Genomic DNA, 19,258 nt, shown 5'->3' with positions numbered 1-19,258 from the left:
CAAAGAATGCCGGCGGGAGGACGGAAAATTGAAAGTTCAGGTCTGCATCATCGGCGGCGGGCCGTCCGGGCTGCTGCTGTCCCAGCTCCTGCACCTGAAGGGCATCGACACCATCGTGCTGGAGAAATACAGCCGCGAGCACGTGCTGGCCCGCATTCGCGCCGGCGTGCTCGAGCACGGTTTTGCCCGGCTGATGCGCGAGGCGCAATGCGGCGAGCGGATGGACCGCGAGGGCGAGATGCACAACGGCTTCGAGATCGCCCATGATGGGGTGCCCTCCCACATCGATCTGCACAAGCATTCCGGCGGCAATTCGGTGCTGATCTACGGTCAGACCGAGCTCACGCGCGACCTCTATGAGGCGCGCGACCGTCTCGGCGGCAAGGTCGTGCACAATGCCGAGGAGGTGACGCCGCATGATCTAACCTCCGACCGGCCTTGCGTGACGTATCGATCGAACGGTGAGACGGTCCGCGTTGAGTGCGATTACATCGTCGGCGCCGACGGATTTCACGGCGTCAGTCGCAAGTCGATCCCGAAAGCCGTGCTGCGTGAATATGAGAAGGTCTATCCGTTCGGCTGGCTCGGCGTGTTGTCGCGCACCAGGCCGGTGTCGTCCGAGCTCATCTACGTGAAGCATGCGCGCGGCTTTGCGCTCTGCTCGCTGCGCTCACAGGTGCTGAGCCGCTACTACGTCCAGGTGCCGCTGACTGACAAGATCGAGGACTGGTCGGACGATGCGTTCTGGGCGGAGCTGAAGCGTCGCTTGCCCGATGAGGTCGCGGACCGCTTGATCACCGGCCCGTCGATCGAAAAGAGCATCGCGCCCTTGCGCAGCTTCGTCGCCGAGCCGATGAGCTATGGCCGCCTGTTTCTCGCGGGCGACGCCGCCCACATCGTGCCGCCGACCGGCGCGCGCGGGCTGAACAGTGCCGCCTCCGACATCTACTATCTCTACCACGCGATGCTCGCGCATTATCAGGATGGCGACGATTCCGGGCTGAGTGGCTATTCCGCCAAGGCATTGGCGCGGATCTGGAAGGCGCAGCGCTTCTCGTGGTGGATGACGATGATGTTGCACCGTTTGCCGGATCGTTCCGAGTATGAAGACCGGCTCCAGCAGACCGAGCTGGAGTACCTGTTGTCGTCCGAGACGGCGCAGCGGTTGCTCGCGGAGAATTATGTGGGGCTGCCGTTCTAGGCTCCCGCGGCGCACGGTACGTTCTGCCGTTACTTTCCCTCCAGCGTATTCACCGGCGTCCAGTCGGCCGGCGGTGGATGCGCCGCCAATGTCCGCGCACGCTTGGCAAAATATCGGCACGGCGGATCGTCGCCGGCGCTTTCGAACAGCTCGGCCGCTTTGGCGAAATCGCGCGCACGCCAGCATGCAAGTCCCCTGGCGTAGGTTGCCGTGCGGATACCCTGCTCCTGCGTCTCCTGGTTCTTCTCGCCGAGCGGCTCGTACACCCTGATCGGCTCGTCGCGTCCCTGCACCCTGACCATGTCGAGCTCGCGCCAGGTGTAGGCGCTACGGCTCTGGTTCACGGTCATCTCGGAGGCCATGATCACGGTGTCAAAATATTTGTTGGCGCCTTCGAGCCGCGAGGCGATGTTCACGGTATCGCTCATGACGGTGTAGTTGAAGCGGCGGCGCGAGCCGATGTTGCCGACCACGGCTTCGCCGCTGTTCAACCCGATGCGATGGGCGAGGCCACGGCCGCGGAACGCGGGATGGTCTTGATTGAGCTCCTCGAGCCGATCGCGGCATTGCAGCGCAGCGGCGACGGCGTTACGTGCATGATCGGGATCGTCGGCGGGCGCGCCGAACATCGCGACGATGGAATCGCCGATATATTTGTCGACATAGCCGCCATGGCTTTCGATGATGTCGGTCATCGCGGAGAGATAAACGTTCATCAACGCGACCAGCTCGCTTGGCGTCATTTTCTCGGCGATCGAGGAGAAGCCGCTGACGTCCGAGAAGAACATGGTGATGTTGCGCATCTCGCCGCCGAGCACCGGCATCTTGCCGGAGGCGACCATGCCGTCGATCACCTCGGGCGCAAGATAGAACGCAAAGCTCTTGCGCAGGAAGCGCTCCTCACGGTCGGCAATCACGAAGCGGTAGCCGATCATCATCGCGAGCGCTGCGAGACCCGCGAGCACGGGCTGGGTCAGGGGCAACGCTATGGCATGCGCGAATGCGCTGACGGCGACAGCAGCGTAGGCGACGGTGAGCCCAAGCCAGGTAACCGCCGCGCCGACCGGAGCGAGCAGGCAGGCGGCAGCAGCGATAATCGCCGCGAACACAATTGTCAGGATCATCCGCAGCGGGAAGCCGAGCTCGGTGATGGCGTCATGCTCGAGCAGATTTCGCACGGCCGTGGCGTGGACGAAGACGCCGGCGAGCGCATTGCGGGCTTGTTGCGCGGTGCTCGCAGACGCGGGCAGGGCGCATCGCGGCCCGGGTGTCCCGTCATATCCGCTGGCCAGGCGCATTGAGGTGAGCTTGCGGTCTTCGAAATTGAGGATGCTGCCGAGCAGCACGATCTTGCCGTCGAAGGCGCGGCGGAAGAACTCGGTGTCGCCCTTTTCGACGCAGGCGCGCAAATCGGCGAAGGAATAAGTGGGGACGTCGCGCCCCATGCCGCGGAAATTGAGCGTGAGCGCGTTGGGGACCGCGCCTGGGATTGCGTAGCCGGAGAAATCCGTCATGCCGGTCGGCCCGATCTCGGGCTTGGCACCGAGTGCGCGCGCGGCGAGTTCGACGGGCATCGTGGGCACCCGTTGGCCTGCGATGGAAAAGCTCAGCGGCATCCGCCGGATCACGTCGTCGGCGTCGGTATGGACGTTGAGGGCGCGAATGTTGTCTTTTACCGCCAGCTGCTGCGCGTGATCCGGCCTGTCCGGATGGTCGTTGCTGAGAATTTCGCCGAGCACGAGCTTGCCGCTGTCGGACAGCTTCCGCAGCGCGATCAGATAATCCCGGTCAAATCCCCTCACACGGTCGCCGAACGATGTGTCGCCAAAGGGAATTTCCGATTGCTCGATCAAGCTCGGAAAGATGACGTCAAATCCGATCACCTTGGCGCCGCCCCCGGTGATGCTGCCGAGCACCCGGCCGATCTCGCGCGTCCAGGTCTGGGTCGGCGATCCCTTGAAGGGCGGTGTGTCGTAGGTCTCGCCGTCAATCGCCACGACGACGACCGGCGATGTCGCGGGATCGCGGTGGTCGCCGACCAGCCGCCATCGCAAGGCCGTGAGGATGTCGAGCGAGAGACCTTGCAGGTTCTGCAACGGTGGAGACGTGAAAGCCGCGCCCGTTGCGAGCGCAATCAGGATCGCCGCAACGATGTCCCGTCTGCCGATCCGCCGCATCGTTGCTGTCGCGGCCCGGCTATTCGAGCCGAAGTAGACGGCCGACAATCGGCGTCGGCGACGAGGTCGCGCTGGCGTCGACCTGGAAGATGTAGCGCTTGGTGCCGAGCTTCGCGAGATAGCTGCCGCCCGGCGTCAGCGACTTGCCGGCTTTCGAGAGGTCATAGAATTTTCCGGCGACCATGATGTCGCTCTTGAGGGGAAGGCTGATCGTGGGCTCCTTGCCGTCGGTGCGTTCGATCACCAGGGTGCTGCCGCTCTTGGCCTGAATCAGCGGGGCTGTGCCGTAGATCGTCGGCAGCTTGGCGGGTGCGCTGCCGGCATCGGATCGCATGGTGCGGAATGTGGTCGCCGCACTCTGGTTCGCCTCGCGCTCGGAGAGTTGCGCGGCGTTGGCGTCGCAGGGCACCTTGACGCGCTGGACGTTGCCGAGCTGCACGGTGCTTTGCTCCGCGCCGACCAGCACGACGCCTTCGGTGATGGTCTCGCGCAGGCAGGATTTCAGATAGCTGAGCGTGATGCCGGCCTTGGGGCCGAGCTTGATGATCTTGCCGGGCGCGACGTAGTCCATGAATTCGATGCCGTCGATCTTGCCCTGCACGTCCTCGACGATGGCGGCGGGCGTCTCGGCAATGGCGGGCGCCGCGAGGCAAAATACGCCGGCGATCGCGCCGATCAGGCTTCTCATGACTTTTTCATCCAGTTCGAACGATGTCCGACTGATCCACGTCCCGGCGGGAGCCTAGCAGGGGATCGCCCAGGCAAGTGTGATCAGAATCACTCTTGGTATTGGTGCGCCCTGGCAGGAACAGGTTCAAACCGGTGATGGCAGAAAACGGCGGCGCGGCAAACCGTTACCGTAGAGACAATGTCAGACCGCCGCGGCGGCTTCGCCCGTGCGCTTCAGGTCCGGACGGCTTCCCGTCGCTCCCGATATAGAGGGTGCGCGGGCGACTCGATTTCGGCAACGGCGTCACGGCTTGCCCGGCGGCGATCGCCACCACCTCATCCCAGCGCGACAGAAAGGCCTCGACACAGGCCGGGTCGAACTGCCGTCCCTGGTTCTCGACCAGATAGTCACGCGCCAGGTCCAGCGGCATCGGCTCTTTATATGGCCGCCGCGTCGTCAGGGGACGAAGGCGTCGGCGACCGCGACCACGCGTGCGGCGACCGGGATCTCGTCCGCCCGAAGGCCGTTCGGATAGCCGACGCCATCCCATCGCTCATGATGGCCTGCGGCAATTTGCGCACCGAGCTGGATCAGTTCGCAGCTGGAGTCGGCCAAAATCTTTTCGCCGATGATGGCATGGGTGCGGATCACCGCCATCTCGTCGTCGGTCAGCCTGCCGGGCTTGAGCAGGATGCTGTCGGGAATGGCGACCTTGCCGACGTCGTGCAGCGGGGCGGCGAGATAGATGTCGCGGCAGAGCCGGGCGGGCAGGCCGAGCTGCTCGGCGATGACCCGGCTGTAGCGGGCGACCCGCAGCGTGTGCTCGCCGGTATCGTTGTCGCGGTATTCGACCACGAGCGCGAGCCGCAGGATGATCTCTTCCTCGCGCTCGCCGGGCTTGCGCGTCGCGGCAGCGACCTCGCTCGCCAGATGCGCCGCGCGATCGTTGAGCTTGCGTACGGCTGCACCAAGCCGAATCAAATTCCGCAGGCGCACAGTCATCTCGACGCTCTGCGGTGCCTTGGGCAGGGAATCGGTTGCACCAGCCTGCAGCGCATCCATTTTGATATCCTCGGTCTGCCGCGACGTGATCATCGCAATTGGAATGTCGGTGCATCCCGGCAAGGTACGAAGGGTGCGAATGAAGCTGATGCCGTCCATGTGCGGCATTTCGGCCGCAGCCGCAGGACGAGGCGCTGCTCGACGATCTGTTCGCGCGCTACACGATGGAGCGCGAGCGCGGCGTCCACCGGGAATTTTTGCAAGCGCTCGGGCTGTCGTCGAGCGCCGCCGTTCGCCGGGTCGAGGCGGTCGTGCCCGCGGATGATGGCATCGAATTGTTTTGAGTTTGCAGGCCGGCGTGCCGCATGCGGCACCGGAAATTTGACGAATTGGTTTTGCACGGCGTTAACCGTGCCGGAATACGCGCCGCATGAGTCATTGTCGCGCCCCAGAGTTCGTCGCAAATACGTTTGAATATTACGACGGATGTTTTTCATGCTGAGAGACGGCAAATACGCTGCCTGGTTCAGAACCCCGCGTGGCCAGGGCACAGGCCTTGTCGAATTGATCGAGGGGCGGATCTCGGGCCGCGACAGCTTCTTCACCTATGGCGGCTTCTATCAGGTCGATCAGCAACGCTTCACCGCCGTCCTGATCGTGAAACGCCATGCCGATGGTCCGCCGAGCGTGTTCGGTCCCGACGAGGTCGAGGTCAATCTGACCGGCTTCTGCAGCGGCGCAATGGCGACGTGCTCGGGCACGGCGCGAGAGGCGCCCGAGGTCAGGTTCGAGTGCACGCTGATCTACAGCCAGGAAGAAGTGCTGGCCGCCGACGCCAAATGCGCGGTCCTCAAGCTCAATCCCGACAAGCTACCCAAGGGCTCGACAGCCGGTCGCGGCCGCGACCGCCGTCTACGCCGGGATCGCCTAAAGCATGATGGCATTAGCTTCGATAACCTGAATTTTTGAGGTAGTTGGCGCATTCTTCGGGCGTGAAGGCGTCGAGGAGTTCGCCGATGGTGGCGCAGACCGCATCGATGGTTCGTGCGGCTGCCTTGCGAAGCAGATGCTTGAGCTTGGCAAAGAGCTGTTCGATCGGGGGAGTATTTCGCAGGAAGAACAACTTGGCTCCGGCGGAGCGGATGAGCTGGCGTACGGCTTTGCTTCTGTGACTGCCGAGATTGTCCAGGACGACGATATCGCCGGGACGAAGGGTCGGCAGAAGAACCTTCTCGACATAGATCCGGAAGCTCGCGCCATCGATTGGTCCCTCGATGAACCATGGAGCATCGATCCGGTCATGGCGCAGGGCCGCCAGGAAGGTCATGGTTTTCCAACGGCCGTGTGGGACTTTGGCGGGGAGCCTGTGCCCGCGCGGGGCCCATCCCCGCAACGGCGCCATGTCTGTCCGGGTCCAGGTCCAGGTCTCGTCGATGAAGACCAGCCGCTCAGCTTCGACGCGACCTTGGTACTTTGTCCACTGGGCTCGCCGCCGTGCCACGTCGGGACGATCGCGTTCGCCAGCCACCACGCTTTTTTGAAGCTGAATTTCTCGGCATGCACGAAGTCCCACACCGAGTGATAGTCGACCTTCAGGCCGCGACCGGCAAGCTCGGCAACGAGCCCGCGTATGGTAAAGTCGCCGTCCTTGATCCGCTGCGACAGCCAGACCGCGTGGTCTCCCGAAACTGCCTTCGGCTTGTGACCGCCCATCTGGCCCGGGGGAACGCTGCCGGTCTCATCGACCGCTTCAGCCAGCCGATCGCCGTGCTGATCGCCACTCCAAACTGCTTGGCGGCCCGATTGCGGGACATCCCGCCCTCAATTGCCGAAACCACGCGCTTGCGAAGATCCAACGAATAAGGCTTGCCCATCCATGCTGGCCTCCGCCCGGCCAGCATGGTGAATCAGAAACAAGCTGATTTGGGAATCTGGAGGGTTCTGTGAGGTCGCGTTCACGCGATGGTGCGGCAGGTGCAGTTGTGCGACCTCATTGAAGCCGGATTGAACGAAGGCGCGGGCGGTTATGCGTAAGCGCGAAGCCGATACCCTTGCTTCAGAATTCGAATGAACGTGCGAAGAAGCCTCCGGCTTGGACGGAGGTTTGGGATGGGATTGGACAGCAAAAAGGACGTCGATTTGGACGGCTCATCGGTAGGGCCGGTGAGCCGGCTGGAGGTCCTTGAAGGACCGTCGGGACGCCGCGTGCGTTCGGAGGCTGAGAGAGCTCGGATCGTCGCCGAGAGTCTGCTACCCGGTGCCCAGGTCTCCGAGGTGGCGCGCAAGCACGGGGCGACGCGCTGGCAGATTTACGATTGGCGACGACGCTTTCGACAGCGAGGCCTGTTGGCGCCGTGCGAGGCGTCGCAGTCGACATTCGCGCCGCTGGTCGTGGAAAGCGCGTTGGAGGAGGGTCACGTTCCGGCGATCAAGCTTGAGATCGCGATCGGCGATGTCGTGCTGCGGACGGACACAGCAATAGATGGCGAGCAGCTGTCCCGGGTGATCCGCGCAGTGCGAGCGTCACGATGATCGCGGCCGGTGCCGATCTGAAGATTTACATCGCGACGCGGCCGATCGACTTCCGCTGTGGCCACGATGGAGTTGCGGCGAAGGTGCAGGAGATGCTTGGCCTCGACCCGTTCAGCGGCGCAGCCTTCGTGTTCCGATCGAAACGAGCGGACCGGATCAAGATTTTGGTCTGGGATCGAACGGGCCTGGTGTTAGTTCATAAGCGCCTCGAAGGCTGCAAGTTCGTTTGGCCAACGATCGCAGACGGCGTGATGCGCATATCGCCAGCGATGTTCGCAGCCCTGTTCGAAGGGCTGGATTGGAGGTTAGTCCGCCCGAAAGAAGCGCGGCGTCCCCAGGCGGCTGGATAACTGCGGCAGATTGACTCGGGAGCTATTTTGAACGTGGCAGGCGCGGTGGCGACGTGCTCGAAATAGCGCATGAGCATTGCGGCGCTGCGCAACGAAAACGAACGCCTGAAGGCGCTTTTGGCGCAAACGCAGGCAGCCTTGAGCGAGCATCAGGGGGCATTGGCGGCATCGGAGGAAGCGCGACGTCGGCTGGAGGTCATTCTCGGGGAATTGAGACGCGAGAAGTTCGGCGCGAAGTCCGAGAAGCTACGGCCAGATCAGTATCACTTGCCGCTGGAAGACGTGGAGATCGCGCAAGGCATCCTGGACGCGGCTCAGGAGAGAGCCGAGGCTGTGATCCAGGGCCGATCGCGGAGCGCGCCGGATCAAGGTTCTCATCGCAATCGCGGCTGCTTGCCTGCCCATTTGCCTCGGGTGGAACGGATCATCGAGCCTGCGAGCACGCTCTGTCCGTGCGGTTGCGGCGCCATGACAAAGATCGGCGAGGACGTCAGCAAACGCCTCGACGTGATCCCGGCGCAATGGCGCGTGCTGGTCACGCGCCGCCCGAAATACATCTGTCGCCGCTGCTCGGGCCCTGTCGTGCAGGCCCACGCGCCGGAGCACGTCGTGCCTGGTGGGCTGCCGACCGAAGCGGCCATTGCGCACGTGATCGTCTCCAAGTTCGGCGACCATACGCCGTTTTACCGTCAGGCCGAGATCTATGCTCGGCAGGGGATCCGGCTTGATCGGGCGACACTGGGCAACTGGTCCGGCCGCGCCTGCTTCCATCTCCAACCCGTAGCGGACCACATGCGTCGCCATCTGGAGAGGGCAGATCGTCTGTTCATGGACGAAACCACGGCACCGGTGCTCGATCCCGGGCGTGGCCAAACGAAGAAAGGCTACTTCTGGGCGATCGTCTCCGACGACCGCGGCCACAGCGGCCCAAGTCCTCCGATCGTGCTGTTCCGATATGCCCCCGGTCGCAGCGGCGCCTTCGCGGAGCAGTTCCTGCATGGCTTTAACGGACGCTTCCTGCAATGCGATGCCTATGACGGTTATGACCGGCTGACCGAAGTCGCTCGACCGCAGGGGCCGTGGACGCTTGTGCATTGCTGGAGCCATTTGCGGCGGCGCTTCGTCAAATTGGCCCGCAACAGCAAATCGCCGATCGCCGAGGCTGCGGTTCGGCACATCGCACAGCTTTACGCCATCGAAGCCATGGTACGCGGTTCATCGCCGGACATCCGGCTGGCCGCGCGCAAGGAGCACTCGCTGCCAATCGTCGCCGCGCTAAAGCCATGGTTCGAAAAACAGCTGTCGATGATCTCCAGTGGTTCGACGCTCGCCGAGGACATCCGCTACGCGCTCAATCACTGGCAAGGGCTGACCCGCTTCCTCGAAGACGGGCGCCTCGAGCTTGACACGAACCCGGTCGAGAACGCCATCCGGCCAGTCTGCCTGACTAGAAAAAATGCGCTCTTCGCCGGTCATGAGGTCGGAGCCGAAAACTGGGCCTTGCTCGCGTCGATCGTCGCCACCTGCAAGCTCAACGACATCAACCCGGCCGCCTACATCGCCGAAACACTCGAGACGATCATCGACGGCCATCCCCATAGCCGCATCGAAGACCTTATGCCGTGGCGATTCCGCAAAACGTCAAGCCAGCCTCAATAGGGTTGCGGCTAAGCGCTTACGGTTATGCGCGGTTTTGCAGCTATGGGGATTGTTGGAGATCGCGAGGTCCGGTCTGCCGGCTCGGCGTGTGCGGCAGCGACACGAGATGTGCGCATCGGCAATGGATTGGGATCAGACGCGCTTTGCGAGCGGTGGCGATGGGCGGAGCGCTGCATCGGGCGGTTGTTGTCGCACAATGTGGCAGCACGGATTCGACAGCGTCCACGATGATCGAGCCGCTGGGAGTGGGATGACACATGATGATTGTCGTACATGGCATGAGCTGGCTCACGATGTGTCGCACTGGAACGGTGATGTTCGAGGGCTGGAGCAATTGAAGCTGTGTCGAAAGCGCTCGACGATGCGCATGACGCCGCCACAATCGCAGGGCTGTCCGGGGAATGATTCACTGTGTCGCGGTGCATGCTCGGCAAAACCGAGGCAAATCGGTTTTTTCTGGTTGTCGAGACACAGAAGGCCGAGCATGCGATTTCGTGATAGCATTTTTAGTAGTCTGCTTGAACCGATCAATCGGCGGCAGTTCCAGACGGCTGTGGATCGTCTGGACGGGGATGCCTATGACAAGTCGTTCAAGAGCTGGGATCACCTGGTGACGCTGATCTATGCGCAGTTGAGCGGGAACAACAGCCTGCGCGCCGTGGTGACCGGCTTCAACGCCAATCCCCAGCACCACTATCATCTGGGCACCGGCACGTTGTCGCGCTCGACGCTGTCGGATGCCAATGCCCGCCGCCCGCCCGGCGTTTTTACGCAAACTTTTGCCAGACTGTCGGCGATGGCGAGCCGGCAGTTGCGGAGCGAAGGCCAGGAGATGGTGCGCCTGATCGACGCCAGTCCGATCCCGCTTGGCAAGGTTTGCACTTGGGCGACGTGGAACGGGCGCATCCGTGGCATGAAGCTGCACGTGGTCTACGATCCCAAAGGCGATGTCCCGAAGTGCGTCGAGGTGACAGATGCGAACGTCAATGACATCGAGATCGGTCGCCATGTCCCTATCCAGGCCGGCACAACGTACGTGTTCGACAAGGGATATTGCCGCTTCGACTGGTGGAAGAAGATCAATGACAACAAGGCCTTTTTCGTCACCCGGGCGAAGACGAGCATGCGTCTTCGCAAGATCAAGGGACGCACTAATCGCAAGTGCAAGGGCGACGGCTTCAAGGTCATCGCCGATGACGAGGTGAAGCTCACCAGCAAGGGCGACTCGCGGCTGCCAATACCGCTGCGGCGCATCAAGGTCAGGCGGGAGAACGGCGGCGTGATTACGCTTCTCACCAACGATATGACCCGAACGGCCGTCGAGATCGCCGGCCTCTACAAGTGCCGGTGGCAGATCGAACTCCTATTCCGCTGGATCAAGCAGCATCTCGACATCCGCAAGTTCCTCGGCACCAACGATAATGCGATCCGCCTGCAAGTGCTTGCTGCGATGATTGCCTACCTGCTGCTACGCATCGCTGCGCGGGCCAACTGCATCAAAATGCTTCCCCTCAGGCTGGCCCAACTTGTCGGCCAGTTCCTGTTTACCCGCCGATCCATCGCAACCATCGATAAGCCGCCTCCCATCAACCCCAGCCGTCGACAATCCAGAACATCACCCGACCAGATGGAGCTCTGCTATGCCTGAGTTTCCCCGGACAGCCCTGCCACAATCGGGACAGGAGGAACCTCGGCCCGCGTCGGAGGGTCCGAACTCACGGGCGACGCCTCAATATTGTTTGGCGCTGTCCGCTCATGATCAAGAAGGGCACGGCAAAGCGCGAGCCTGGCGGCGCGATGGCGGTTAGCCATGAAGCCGAAATGGCGGATGCGGTGGAAGCCGTCGGGCAACGTGTGAAGAAGGAAGCGGCGGATGAACTCGTCGGCCTTGAGCTTCATGATCTTTGTCGCGCCGTTCTGGCGGTAGTCCTTCCAGGTAAAGGCGACGTGATCCTCGTCGAGGGCTACGAGCCGGCTGTTGGCTATTGCAACGCGATGGGTATAGCGGCCGAGATAGGCCAGCACCTGCGCAGGGCCGCCGAACGGCCGCTTGGCGTAGACAACCCAGCTGATGCGCCGCATAGCGACGAGATGAGCTGCGAAGGCAGCAGGCTCGGCCAGGGATGCGAGATCGCCGAAGAAGTTCAGGGTGCCGGCGTCGAAGGCGGCGGTCAGACGTTCGAGGAACAGGCGTCTGAACAGCCGGGCGAGCGGTTTGACGGCCAGGAAGAAGTTTGGTCGGCTGGCGATCCAGTGCGCGTTATCGGGCGAGAGGCCGCCGCCCGGCACGACGCAGTGGACGTGGGGATGGTGCGTCAGCGCCTGCCCCCAGGTGTGGAGGACGGCGACGACGCCGATCCCGGCGCCGAGCCGGCGTGGATTGGCGGCGAGCGTCGACATTGCCTCGGTGGCGGCTTTGAACAGGATCGCATAAACGATGGCCTTGTTCTGAAAGGCGATCGCGGCGATCGGAGTCGGCAGTGTGAAGACGACGTGGAAATAGGGAACCGGCAGCAGGTCGGCTTCTCGCGCGGCGAGCCACGCGGCTCGGTCTGGCCCCTGACACTTCGGACAGTGCCGGTTGCGGCAAGAATTGTAGGCGACGCGTGTCGTGCCGCAGTCGTCGCAAGCCTCCATGTGGCCGCCGAGCGCCTCGGTCCGGCACGCCACGATCGCGCTCATCACGCGCCGCTCGACCCCGACCGAGATGACCGGCATGTACACGGCGATAGGTGTCGCCATGCCGGCGCAGAATATCGGCAATCTCGATGGCGGGCCTGTTGCAGCGGCTGTCGGGGCGGATCATCACCCGCATCCCGCGCTGTCATCCAGATGGCGTCACCTCCAGCGACAGGCGGTCGAGCGGGCTCTGCGTCGCCCGGATGGTATGAGTGGCGACCTGCGTATAGCGCGCCGTCGACGACAAATTATTGTGCCCGAGCAAAACCTGGATGATCCGAATGTCGGTTCCGTTCTCGAGAAGATGCGTCGCGAAGCTGTGGCGCAGCGTGTGCAGCGTGACGCGCTTGGTCAGGCCCGCGGCCTTCACCGCCGAGCGGCAGGCGGCGTGCAACACGGTCGGATCAATCGGATGATCTTCGTCACGACCAGGGAACAGATAAAGCCGCGGCCGGGCGAGCCGCCAGTAGGTGCGCAGGATGCCCAGCAGCTGGGGCGACAGCATCACGTTGCGATCCTTCGCGCCCTTGCCGTGGCGCACCTGGATGACGCCGCGGGCGCTGTCGATGTCTTCGATCCGCAGTCCCGCGACCTCGGAGGCCCTGAGCCCGGCCGCATAGGCGGTGGTGAGCGCGGCGCGGCTCTTCAGGCTGGACACGGCCTCGAGGAACTGCACCACTTCGTCGGCGCTGAGAACGACCGGCAGCTTGCGCGGTTCTCGCGCATAGGGAATGCGCTCCGGGATGAGCGCCTCGCCGAGCGTGACGCCGTAGAAAAACCGTAGCGCACAGACAATCTGGTTCAGCGCCGGCCATGAGATGCCGGTCGAGACCAGATGCACCTGGAAGGCGCGGACGTCTTCCAGCTCTAACCGGTCAGGCGATCGGCCAAAATAGCGGCTGAACTTCGAAACCGCGCTGATGTAGAATCGTTGCGTCGCCGGCGACAGATTGCGGACGGTCATGTCTTCGATCATGCGGCGGCGAAGAGGGCTCAAATCGGCCATCTCGATACTCCTGTCTGAGGGGGATGGGCTCCAACACCCACATCCTCTCAGCCAGGAGGCGATCTACGCTACCTTGCCCCTCACGCCGCGGCAGCGGCTTCGTTCAATCCCAAATCGATTCAGCCTAACGCGCAAACCAATTAACATCGGCGGTACGCGGTACCTCTAGTCGAAAGCACAAGGAAGAACTCGCGCGCGGCGATGCCCCCGATCAAGCCGTTGACAGAGAGCTTGCAGCCCGCTTCCGAGGCGTCGTTCATTTTACAGGGCCGACTCCAGTCCCGTCGATGGCGACGATCTGAACGTCGACCCCCTGCGAAAATTCAACTCGCGCCGCTTTCCGATTGTCACTAATTGGCATCATAAAATTGTTCGGCGACCCAAAAAAACCGCCGGCTAATGGGCCGGCGGGTTCTCTCAATGGCCCATGCGCATCGCGATGATCAATCGTATCGCGCAGCTGTTGACGTCCGGTTACCGCCTCAACCGGCGGCGGTGGGCATCAGCCGCTGCCGGTCGCGCTTCCGGTTCAGGTGGTCAGGCACGCCTCAGTCATCCCAGAAGCGCTTGCCGCAAGCACATTCGAACATGTGAGTGATGCCTCCGCTCGCAGCGTCCACCACCGCTCGCACAAGCTTCATTTTCTGGCCGCAGATTTGGCAGGCTCTGCTTGAGTTGTCCTCGACAACGAGAACCTGCTCGGCGCGAAATATTTCCATGAGTTCGTCCCCTTCCGAGGTGACCCAGTCCAGACTACAGGCCTAGGGCAGCATGGGAAAATGGAAGAAGTGGGTACGAAGCCAGGACGAATTTGCGACGGTACAAGGCCAAACTAAGACGTGCCAGCTATCCTGACGACCCTTTTGGGTACCTCATTAGGGGGAAGCGAGTAGTGGACCGGAGCGATGCTAGTCCTCGTCAAAGCTGGGGTTGATGTAGTCCCTGTGCAGAACGGTTGCTCGTTTGGCACCATCGAACAGAACGGTGATGCCGGTCGTACGAGAGCTTATGTCGACGACGACGCCAACCTTGCCAGCCAGATCGGGGCATTGAATTGTTCCGAGCTCGCTGAGTTTGAAACGCGCGCCGACCGCAATCCTATCTATTCTCAAATCCATTGTTGCAGCTCGCAAATAAACAGATCGCAATGAAACCGGAAGGTGCTGCGGAAACGTGGTTCGAGGAGAACGATCATGATTGGGTCGCTTGCGAATAGGACTGATAGGCCCGTCAGGGCAGTCCCTCGCAGTGCAAAAATCCCGACCACTTGTGCGCCTGGGGCGTTCTTCAAGCAATGATTTGGTTCGGCAATAGCACATCGATAGCAGCTAATGCCGGCTACGATTGTGAACTGGTTCACAGATCGCAAAAAGCTCGCGCGCCGCCCCCTCCAGTACTTCTTGTTTCTGTCATCGAAGTCCGACAGAATTAGAAGGCTGGGGTTTAAAGCCCCGACCGAGGATTACCGGCGTCAGGGAGCGAAGATACTCCGCTCCCGCGACATCTTGGAATGTTGCCTCGGGGTCACCTCACCTCGTGAAGCAAAAAAGCGATGATATAGTAGCCGTCAAAGGAAGACGATGATGATTAACGACCAGTTGGCGCGTGCACATCGCAACAATATTCGACGCTATCGTCAGTTATTGCAAACCAGCCTCACAGAGTTCGAGCGCCAATTTGTAGAGAGGCGCTTGAACGAGGAACAATCAAAGCTGGAGATATTGGTCAGCTCGTTTTCAAACGAAGCGCGCCCCGAGCGATCACGAGCCCCGGACAGCCGCTTGGCTTAGGTCGCTTCAAGAGCTGCGCGCATACTGTGTTGTACCCGCCAATGCACTCCGTCTGGGTTACCTCCGCGGCAATATCTGCGATGTTAGACGTTGCTGCGGTCCGTGCAAGGTCCAGTCAGACGACCTTGGGGGTGGCCTATTATGCACGCTGTCAGCTTCGGTCATCTTGAAAACCCTCCTTTGACTGAGGTTTGGGTCGAGGCGGAAGGTCGCGCTTCCCCTTGGTTCGATTTTTCGGTACCACAACAAAATGAAAGCAGCACGAAAGACTGGTACCAAAAAGCAGCGTGGCCGCCCTGCTACTGGTCAGGGCATCCAGATCGGCACGCGGTGGTCGGAATCGACCATCGCAGCGATCGACGCATGGGCAGCACGACAGGAACACAGTCCGGCGCGCTCCGAAGCCATCCGACGCCTGGTGGAGATCGGGCTCACCATGAAACCCAAGAGCCGGCCCGGCAGCAAAGATCGTCCGATGAGTAGGGACCAGAAGCAGCGGGCTCGCGAAATGGCGGTCAGCACGATTGACAAGATAGCCGACGCCTCCGTCAATCCGGACGACCAAGCCAGCCGGAAGCGGCGGCTCGTCAAAGGGCCGGAGGAATTTCAGAACGTCCGACGCGACCGGCCAGATCGAAAATGAACTGACAGGCGTCACGATCTGGTCGGGATCGGGCTGACGGTGAAGAGGCGCTTTAATGCTCGACAAGTTGATGCCGCTTCAGCTTCCTCCTCGGCTGATCGTCGCTGGTCTCGTCCTGGAGCGGTCGGGTCTTTGGGTGTTCTCTTTGGGAGGAGAACGGGCTCCTCCCCGCAGAAATTGCCGGAGATGAAGCCGCTGAGCGCAAATAGTTTGGATCGCTTCCTCGCAATTGAACCGAGCAGCGGTCAGGACCGTCGCTTGTCCGCCGTCTCCCCGCTCATCGTGACTAGCCGTTGAGCAGCGCCTAAGTCACGCGACTAAGAACCTTGCGAAACAACGGGCCCTGTCCATTTTTGTTTGATCTTCTTTCAGAGGTATTTCCATGGCCGAAACCAATTGTCTGATTGTGCGGGCCTACGGCAGGCAGCTGGATCAACTCCGTGCAGAAGCATCAGCTATTGCGCGGGAAAGCAAGATTGACTGGTGGATCGAGCAAGCTGACAGGGGCAAGCGCTTTTGCTTTGAGAATGCTGAAGCAAAAAAGGCCTTTGCCTCGATCTGCGAAAACTTCGCCGTTCCGTACCTTGATCCCGAGTGAAAAAAGGCGCGCAGCATGAACCGGCGAGTTCGATTTATGAGCGATCGCCCAGCACGCCTGCGTCCGGGGAGGCGCGCCGGCCTGACCATTCCCCGCTTCCCCCGTGAGGTTTAGCTGAGCCGATCATAATAGCGATTCTTACGGCGCTCATGCGTGGCTGTGCAACTAGCAGAGCCTCGGCGGTCTCGCTGGCTACTGACCGGATGAAGGCTATGATGAACGCGAAAAGTGCCGCTGGATATCGCGGCCTGCAACACACGCCAGAGTTTCAACAGGCCACAGGCGCCATGCATCGACCGTCAATTAGAATCGAGATCGGTTTTCATGATCCCGCTTTCGCTGAATTTCCTGACGGTCTTCTTCATCACAGCCAGCTTGGTGCTGCTTTGGATGAACCTGCGAGCATCGCGGCGGAGCAGAATTACTATCACCCAGCAGAAGCATCGTGAGCAGACCAAGCCTGACCAGTTCCAGAATTAACCCGCAGCACGGACATCAATCTTAATTTGAGACTGTGATTGCGGCGGCGCATTAAAGCGTTACCTTTACGCACCGGACATTGCCGGTCCGGGTCCACCCAGGCGAAGCCTTCGCGCCATCATACTCGGCGCGTTGGCTTCGTTCGCTGGCCACACGCGCGAGTGTCGTTTTGAAGAGGCCGTCGAAACACCAGACTCTCGACCTTCCCGAGATGCGCCGGCAGATCACGGCGCTCCGCTCCCGACACTCGGAAAATCTACGGATCACTTATCTGTTGAACAGGCTGCTGATCAAGATTGCATATCTCAGTGAGCCGGAGAGCGCAGCTCACGCGGAGCAGCTGCGCAAAGCGTTCGCCAAAACGATGGCGGATATCGAGAAACGCAACTGACCGCAAGCGCCGGTCGATGATACGTAGGTTCGTACCGTAGCTTGTCGAAGCGAACCTCATCGGTCATGAGAATTCGATCGAGACATCAATACGTTTGTTATTTGATGTGGAGGAGTGGATATCCTCTCCGCTTTCGATAATTGGGGATTATCGGTCTCTTGTCAGAGATTCGCCGAGAACGCGTCAAGGGTGGGGCCGCTCGACCGCGCCCCTACGTCGGCACGGCCGCAGCCCTCGTCATGACGCGCGCAGAACGTCATCCATGCTTGGGCAGCGATAAGCCGCGAAGCGGAGCGAGATGTCGCAGTAAGAGCGATCACTTGCGTCGCCATTTGGTTCAACGGTAAGAGGAAGTAGTCCTTCACTTCCCTATTTGTTTCCTCGTCCAGTCGCAGCGCCAAAATAAGTTCGGCAGGCTCAATGGTCCTCCGATGAATCAACCAGGTTGGCGCACTTTGACCGAAAGCTCTCTCGAATACTCGGCCGCCATCACCCGCTTGAGGTTCTTCATGATGCTCGCGACGACGCTGCCGTCGTTGTCGAACTCCTCCGCGCAGTAGCAGACCTTGATTCCGGCCTAGCGGCAGGTGAACTCGTAATAGGCGCTTTCATCGATGTCTTGGTATCGGCCCCAGCGGCTCACGTCATAGACAAGGATGTGGTCGAAGTCCGCGCGCCCGGCCCGCACGTCTTCGATCAATTCAATCAACCCCTCGCGTTGTTGGATTCGAAGGCCGCTTCGACCTTCATCTCTGTATGTGCGAACGATCACGAGATCATGCTGCGCAGCATAGACGGCGATGGCGGCGACCCGATTTCGGTCGAATAGCGCTGATGTTCGGTCGACATCCGCACATGCTGGGCGGCGCGCCCGGCACTTGTCGGCGATAGTAATCCGGAGCTTGCAATCGCGGCATACCAAAACCAAGGATGATTAGGACGAACCGTGCAGAGAAAGTCGATGCCGATCACCCTGAGCCCCTTGGGTCTCGTGATCCGCTCGAGCGCCAGGTCTTATCCTTGCATTGACCATGTTGCCACGGAGGCGGTTCGCGACCGCGTCGCAGCAACCGTGCCTTTAGACATGAAAACTAGCTTGATGCTCGCGTAAAGGACGGAAGGGAACATGCCACAGATCTGGATGACATACGACGAACTCGCGGCACTCAGTGATTGTGCACCCGCGGAAGCCAGAATGCGGGCCATCCATTTGTCGCTTGATCGTCGCAAAAGCCGAGATGGAGCGACCCGCATCAAGCTGGACCTGGCGTTGACGGCGAAATTTTTCGCGGCCGTCCGCGAGGCGGATTTTGATTTGGATACCGCCATCGAGGCGCTCCAGGCGACGCATCGGCAGATGGCCGAACTCCTGACGCCGAATGAGGTCCATGGCAGGCGCGGGGTGGCCTAAGCCGCCGGCCGTTGCGTCGCCATTGATCAGCCATGCGACAACGCGCTGAGTTTCCCCGATGATCGCCCGAATCAGGCATAGACCTGCATGCGGAATTTCCGGCCGAGGCCGGGTCCCAACCCGCACGGGCCATAGAGCCCGCAGGAGGATGCGATGAGGGAAGCCAACTTTCGGATCTGCGTGACATTGTTGGGGACCGGGCTGCTTGCTGGCTTGGTCGTCATGACCGCCGCACCTGCCAACGCAGAGGTCGTAAAGCTGCAGGCCGACCTCAAAGGCAGCAACGAAGTGCCGCCGAACAGCTCGTCTGGATCGGGCAAGGCAGAAGCGACCTACGATACTGAGACAAAAACCCTAACGTATACGGTCACTTTCGCCGGCCTGACCGGACCCGCGATCGGGGCGCATTTCCACGGCCCCAGTGAAGCTGGCAAGAACGCCGGCATCGCGTTGCCGTTCAAGGCGGTCCAGAGCCCGATCCAGGGCACTGCGGCGCTCACTGAAAGCCAAGCAACGGACCTACTGGCTGGAAAGTGGTACGCGAACATCCACACTGCCATGAACCCGGGCGGCGAGCTACGCGGGCAGATGATGAAGTAGGGATAGGGCCCAAATCGGGGCGCCGCGACTTCGTCGCAGTTTCCCCGAATAGATGGCGTTCAAATCGAC

General features: G+C 61.4%; 18 protein-coding genes and 5 pseudogenes. 13 read left to right on the top strand and 10 right to left on the bottom strand.

All coding sequences use genetic code 11. The features are described 5' to 3' along the window. Positions 1–28 precede the first annotated feature (28 nt). Positions 29–1,201, top strand: coding sequence for a 4-hydroxybenzoate 3-monooxygenase (gene pobA, locus ACTGJ9_RS36595; RefSeq protein WP_456674990.1), 1,173 nt, complete (start codon positions 29–31; stop codon positions 1,199–1,201). 29 nt (positions 1,202–1,230) lie between these two features. Here pobA and ACTGJ9_RS36590 read toward each other — a convergent pair whose 3' ends face one another. The 4 genes and pseudogenes from ACTGJ9_RS36590 to ACTGJ9_RS36575 form a co-directional block, all read right to left on the bottom strand. Then, complete coding sequence (locus tag ACTGJ9_RS36590) at positions 1,231–3,378, bottom strand: CHASE2 domain-containing protein (protein ID WP_456674989.1); 2,148 nt, start codon at positions 3,376–3,378, stop codon at positions 1,231–1,233. 19 nt (positions 3,379–3,397) lie between these two features. Beyond that, positions 3,398–4,066, bottom strand: coding sequence for a hypothetical protein (locus ACTGJ9_RS36585; protein WP_456674988.1), 669 nt, complete (start codon positions 4,064–4,066; stop codon positions 3,398–3,400). A 183-nt stretch (positions 4,067–4,249) separates the two neighbouring features. After that, positions 4,250–5,221 (bottom strand): annotated as a pseudogene (locus ACTGJ9_RS36580) (HD domain-containing phosphohydrolase); the annotation flags it as partial. Then, positions 5,140–5,547, bottom strand: coding sequence for a hypothetical protein (locus tag ACTGJ9_RS36575; RefSeq protein WP_456674987.1), 408 nt, complete (start codon positions 5,545–5,547; stop codon positions 5,140–5,142). The gene ACTGJ9_RS36575 and the pseudogene ACTGJ9_RS36580, both read right to left, overlap by 82 nt. Between ACTGJ9_RS36575 and ACTGJ9_RS36570 the strand changes: the two are divergent. After that, positions 5,546–5,988, top strand: a pseudogene (locus tag ACTGJ9_RS36570) (hypothetical protein). The gene ACTGJ9_RS36575 and the pseudogene ACTGJ9_RS36570 sit on opposite strands and share 2 nt — an antisense overlap. 5 nt (positions 5,989–5,993) lie before the next feature. On the opposite strand, the pseudogene ACTGJ9_RS36565 reads toward ACTGJ9_RS36570, so the two are convergent. Continuing rightward, positions 5,994–6,924, bottom strand: a pseudogene (locus ACTGJ9_RS36565) (IS630 family transposase). 235 nt (positions 6,925–7,159) lie between these two features. Between ACTGJ9_RS36565 and tnpA the strand changes: the two are divergent. The 4 genes from tnpA (at position 7,160) to ACTGJ9_RS36545 (ending at position 11,239) form a co-directional block, all read left to right on the top strand. After that, on the top strand, positions 7,160–7,582 hold the full coding sequence (gene tnpA / locus ACTGJ9_RS36560) for an IS66-like element accessory protein TnpA (protein ID WP_456674986.1): 423 nt from the start codon (positions 7,160–7,162) through the stop codon (positions 7,580–7,582). After that, positions 7,579–7,932, top strand: coding sequence for an IS66 family insertion sequence element accessory protein TnpB (tnpB, locus tag ACTGJ9_RS36555; RefSeq protein WP_456674892.1), 354 nt, complete (start codon positions 7,579–7,581; stop codon positions 7,930–7,932). Before tnpA ends, tnpB begins: the two co-directional genes overlap by 4 nt. A gap of 69 nt (positions 7,933–8,001) precedes the next feature. Next, complete coding sequence (gene tnpC / locus ACTGJ9_RS36550) at positions 8,002–9,591, top strand: IS66 family transposase (RefSeq protein WP_456674891.1); 1,590 nt, start codon at positions 8,002–8,004, stop codon at positions 9,589–9,591. 484 nt (positions 9,592–10,075) lie between these two features. Then, positions 10,076–11,239, top strand: coding sequence for an IS4 family transposase (locus tag ACTGJ9_RS36545; RefSeq protein WP_456674494.1), 1,164 nt, complete (start codon positions 10,076–10,078; stop codon positions 11,237–11,239). Here the strand turns inward: ACTGJ9_RS36545 and ACTGJ9_RS36540 are convergent. The 4 genes and pseudogenes from ACTGJ9_RS36540 to ACTGJ9_RS36525 form a co-directional block, all read right to left on the bottom strand. Then, positions 11,230–12,397 (bottom strand): annotated as a pseudogene (locus ACTGJ9_RS36540) (IS91 family transposase). The gene ACTGJ9_RS36545 and the pseudogene ACTGJ9_RS36540 sit on opposite strands and share 10 nt — an antisense overlap. Positions 12,398–12,415: 18 nt before the next feature. After that, on the bottom strand, positions 12,416–13,276 hold the full coding sequence (locus ACTGJ9_RS36535) for a tyrosine-type recombinase/integrase (protein ID WP_456674985.1): 861 nt from the start codon (positions 13,274–13,276) through the stop codon (positions 12,416–12,418). Between the two features lie 548 nt (positions 13,277–13,824). After that, complete coding sequence (locus tag ACTGJ9_RS36530; protein ID WP_456674984.1) at positions 13,825–13,995, bottom strand: hypothetical protein; 171 nt, start codon at positions 13,993–13,995, stop codon at positions 13,825–13,827. 189 nt (positions 13,996–14,184) lie between these two features. Then, on the bottom strand, positions 14,185–14,394 hold the full coding sequence (locus ACTGJ9_RS36525) for a hypothetical protein (protein ID WP_456674983.1): 210 nt from the start codon (positions 14,392–14,394) through the stop codon (positions 14,185–14,187). Positions 14,395–14,856: 462 nt separating this feature from the next. Between ACTGJ9_RS36525 and ACTGJ9_RS36520 the strand changes: the two genes are divergently transcribed. From ACTGJ9_RS36520 to ACTGJ9_RS36500, 5 genes are all read left to right on the top strand, one after another. Continuing rightward, complete coding sequence (locus ACTGJ9_RS36520) at positions 14,857–15,066, top strand: hypothetical protein (protein WP_456674982.1); 210 nt, start codon at positions 14,857–14,859, stop codon at positions 15,064–15,066. A gap of 436 nt (positions 15,067–15,502) precedes the next feature. Next, positions 15,503–15,709 carry a hypothetical protein gene (locus tag ACTGJ9_RS36515; RefSeq protein ID WP_456674981.1) on the top strand — a complete coding sequence of 69 codons (207 nt, stop codon included), beginning with the start codon at positions 15,503–15,505 and terminating at the stop codon, positions 15,707–15,709. 382 nt (positions 15,710–16,091) lie between these two features. Continuing rightward, a complete protein-coding gene (locus tag ACTGJ9_RS36510; RefSeq protein WP_456674980.1) occupies positions 16,092–16,307 on the top strand; it encodes a hypothetical protein in 216 nt (71 codons plus the stop codon). Between the two features lie 212 nt (positions 16,308–16,519). Continuing rightward, positions 16,520–16,756, top strand: coding sequence for a hypothetical protein (locus ACTGJ9_RS36505; protein ID WP_456674979.1), 237 nt, complete (start codon positions 16,520–16,522; stop codon positions 16,754–16,756). A gap of 242 nt (positions 16,757–16,998) precedes the next feature. After that, the gene (locus ACTGJ9_RS36500) at positions 16,999–17,178 is read left to right on the top strand and encodes a hypothetical protein (protein ID WP_456674978.1); all 180 of its coding nucleotides are present in this window, start codon (positions 16,999–17,001) and stop codon (positions 17,176–17,178) included. A gap of 451 nt (positions 17,179–17,629) precedes the next feature. Here ACTGJ9_RS36500 and ACTGJ9_RS36495 read toward each other — a convergent pair. Continuing rightward, positions 17,630–18,087, bottom strand: a pseudogene (locus ACTGJ9_RS36495) (recombinase family protein); the annotation flags it as partial. 217 nt (positions 18,088–18,304) lie between these two features. Here ACTGJ9_RS36495 and ACTGJ9_RS36490 point away from each other — a divergent pair. Continuing rightward, the gene (locus tag ACTGJ9_RS36490; protein ID WP_456674977.1) at positions 18,305–18,589 is read left to right on the top strand and encodes a hypothetical protein; all 285 of its coding nucleotides are present in this window, start codon (positions 18,305–18,307) and stop codon (positions 18,587–18,589) included. A 153-nt stretch (positions 18,590–18,742) separates the two neighbouring features. Then, the gene (locus ACTGJ9_RS36485; protein WP_456674976.1) at positions 18,743–19,189 is read left to right on the top strand and encodes a CHRD domain-containing protein; all 447 of its coding nucleotides are present in this window, start codon (positions 18,743–18,745) and stop codon (positions 19,187–19,189) included. Positions 19,190–19,258: the final 69 nt, after the last annotated feature.

Origin of the sequence: Bradyrhizobium sp. RDM12 (assembly GCF_051917485.1) — a bacterium.
Lineage (GTDB): Bacteria > Pseudomonadota > Alphaproteobacteria > Rhizobiales > Xanthobacteraceae > Bradyrhizobium.
This window is presented reverse-complemented; position numbering and strand designations above follow the sequence as displayed.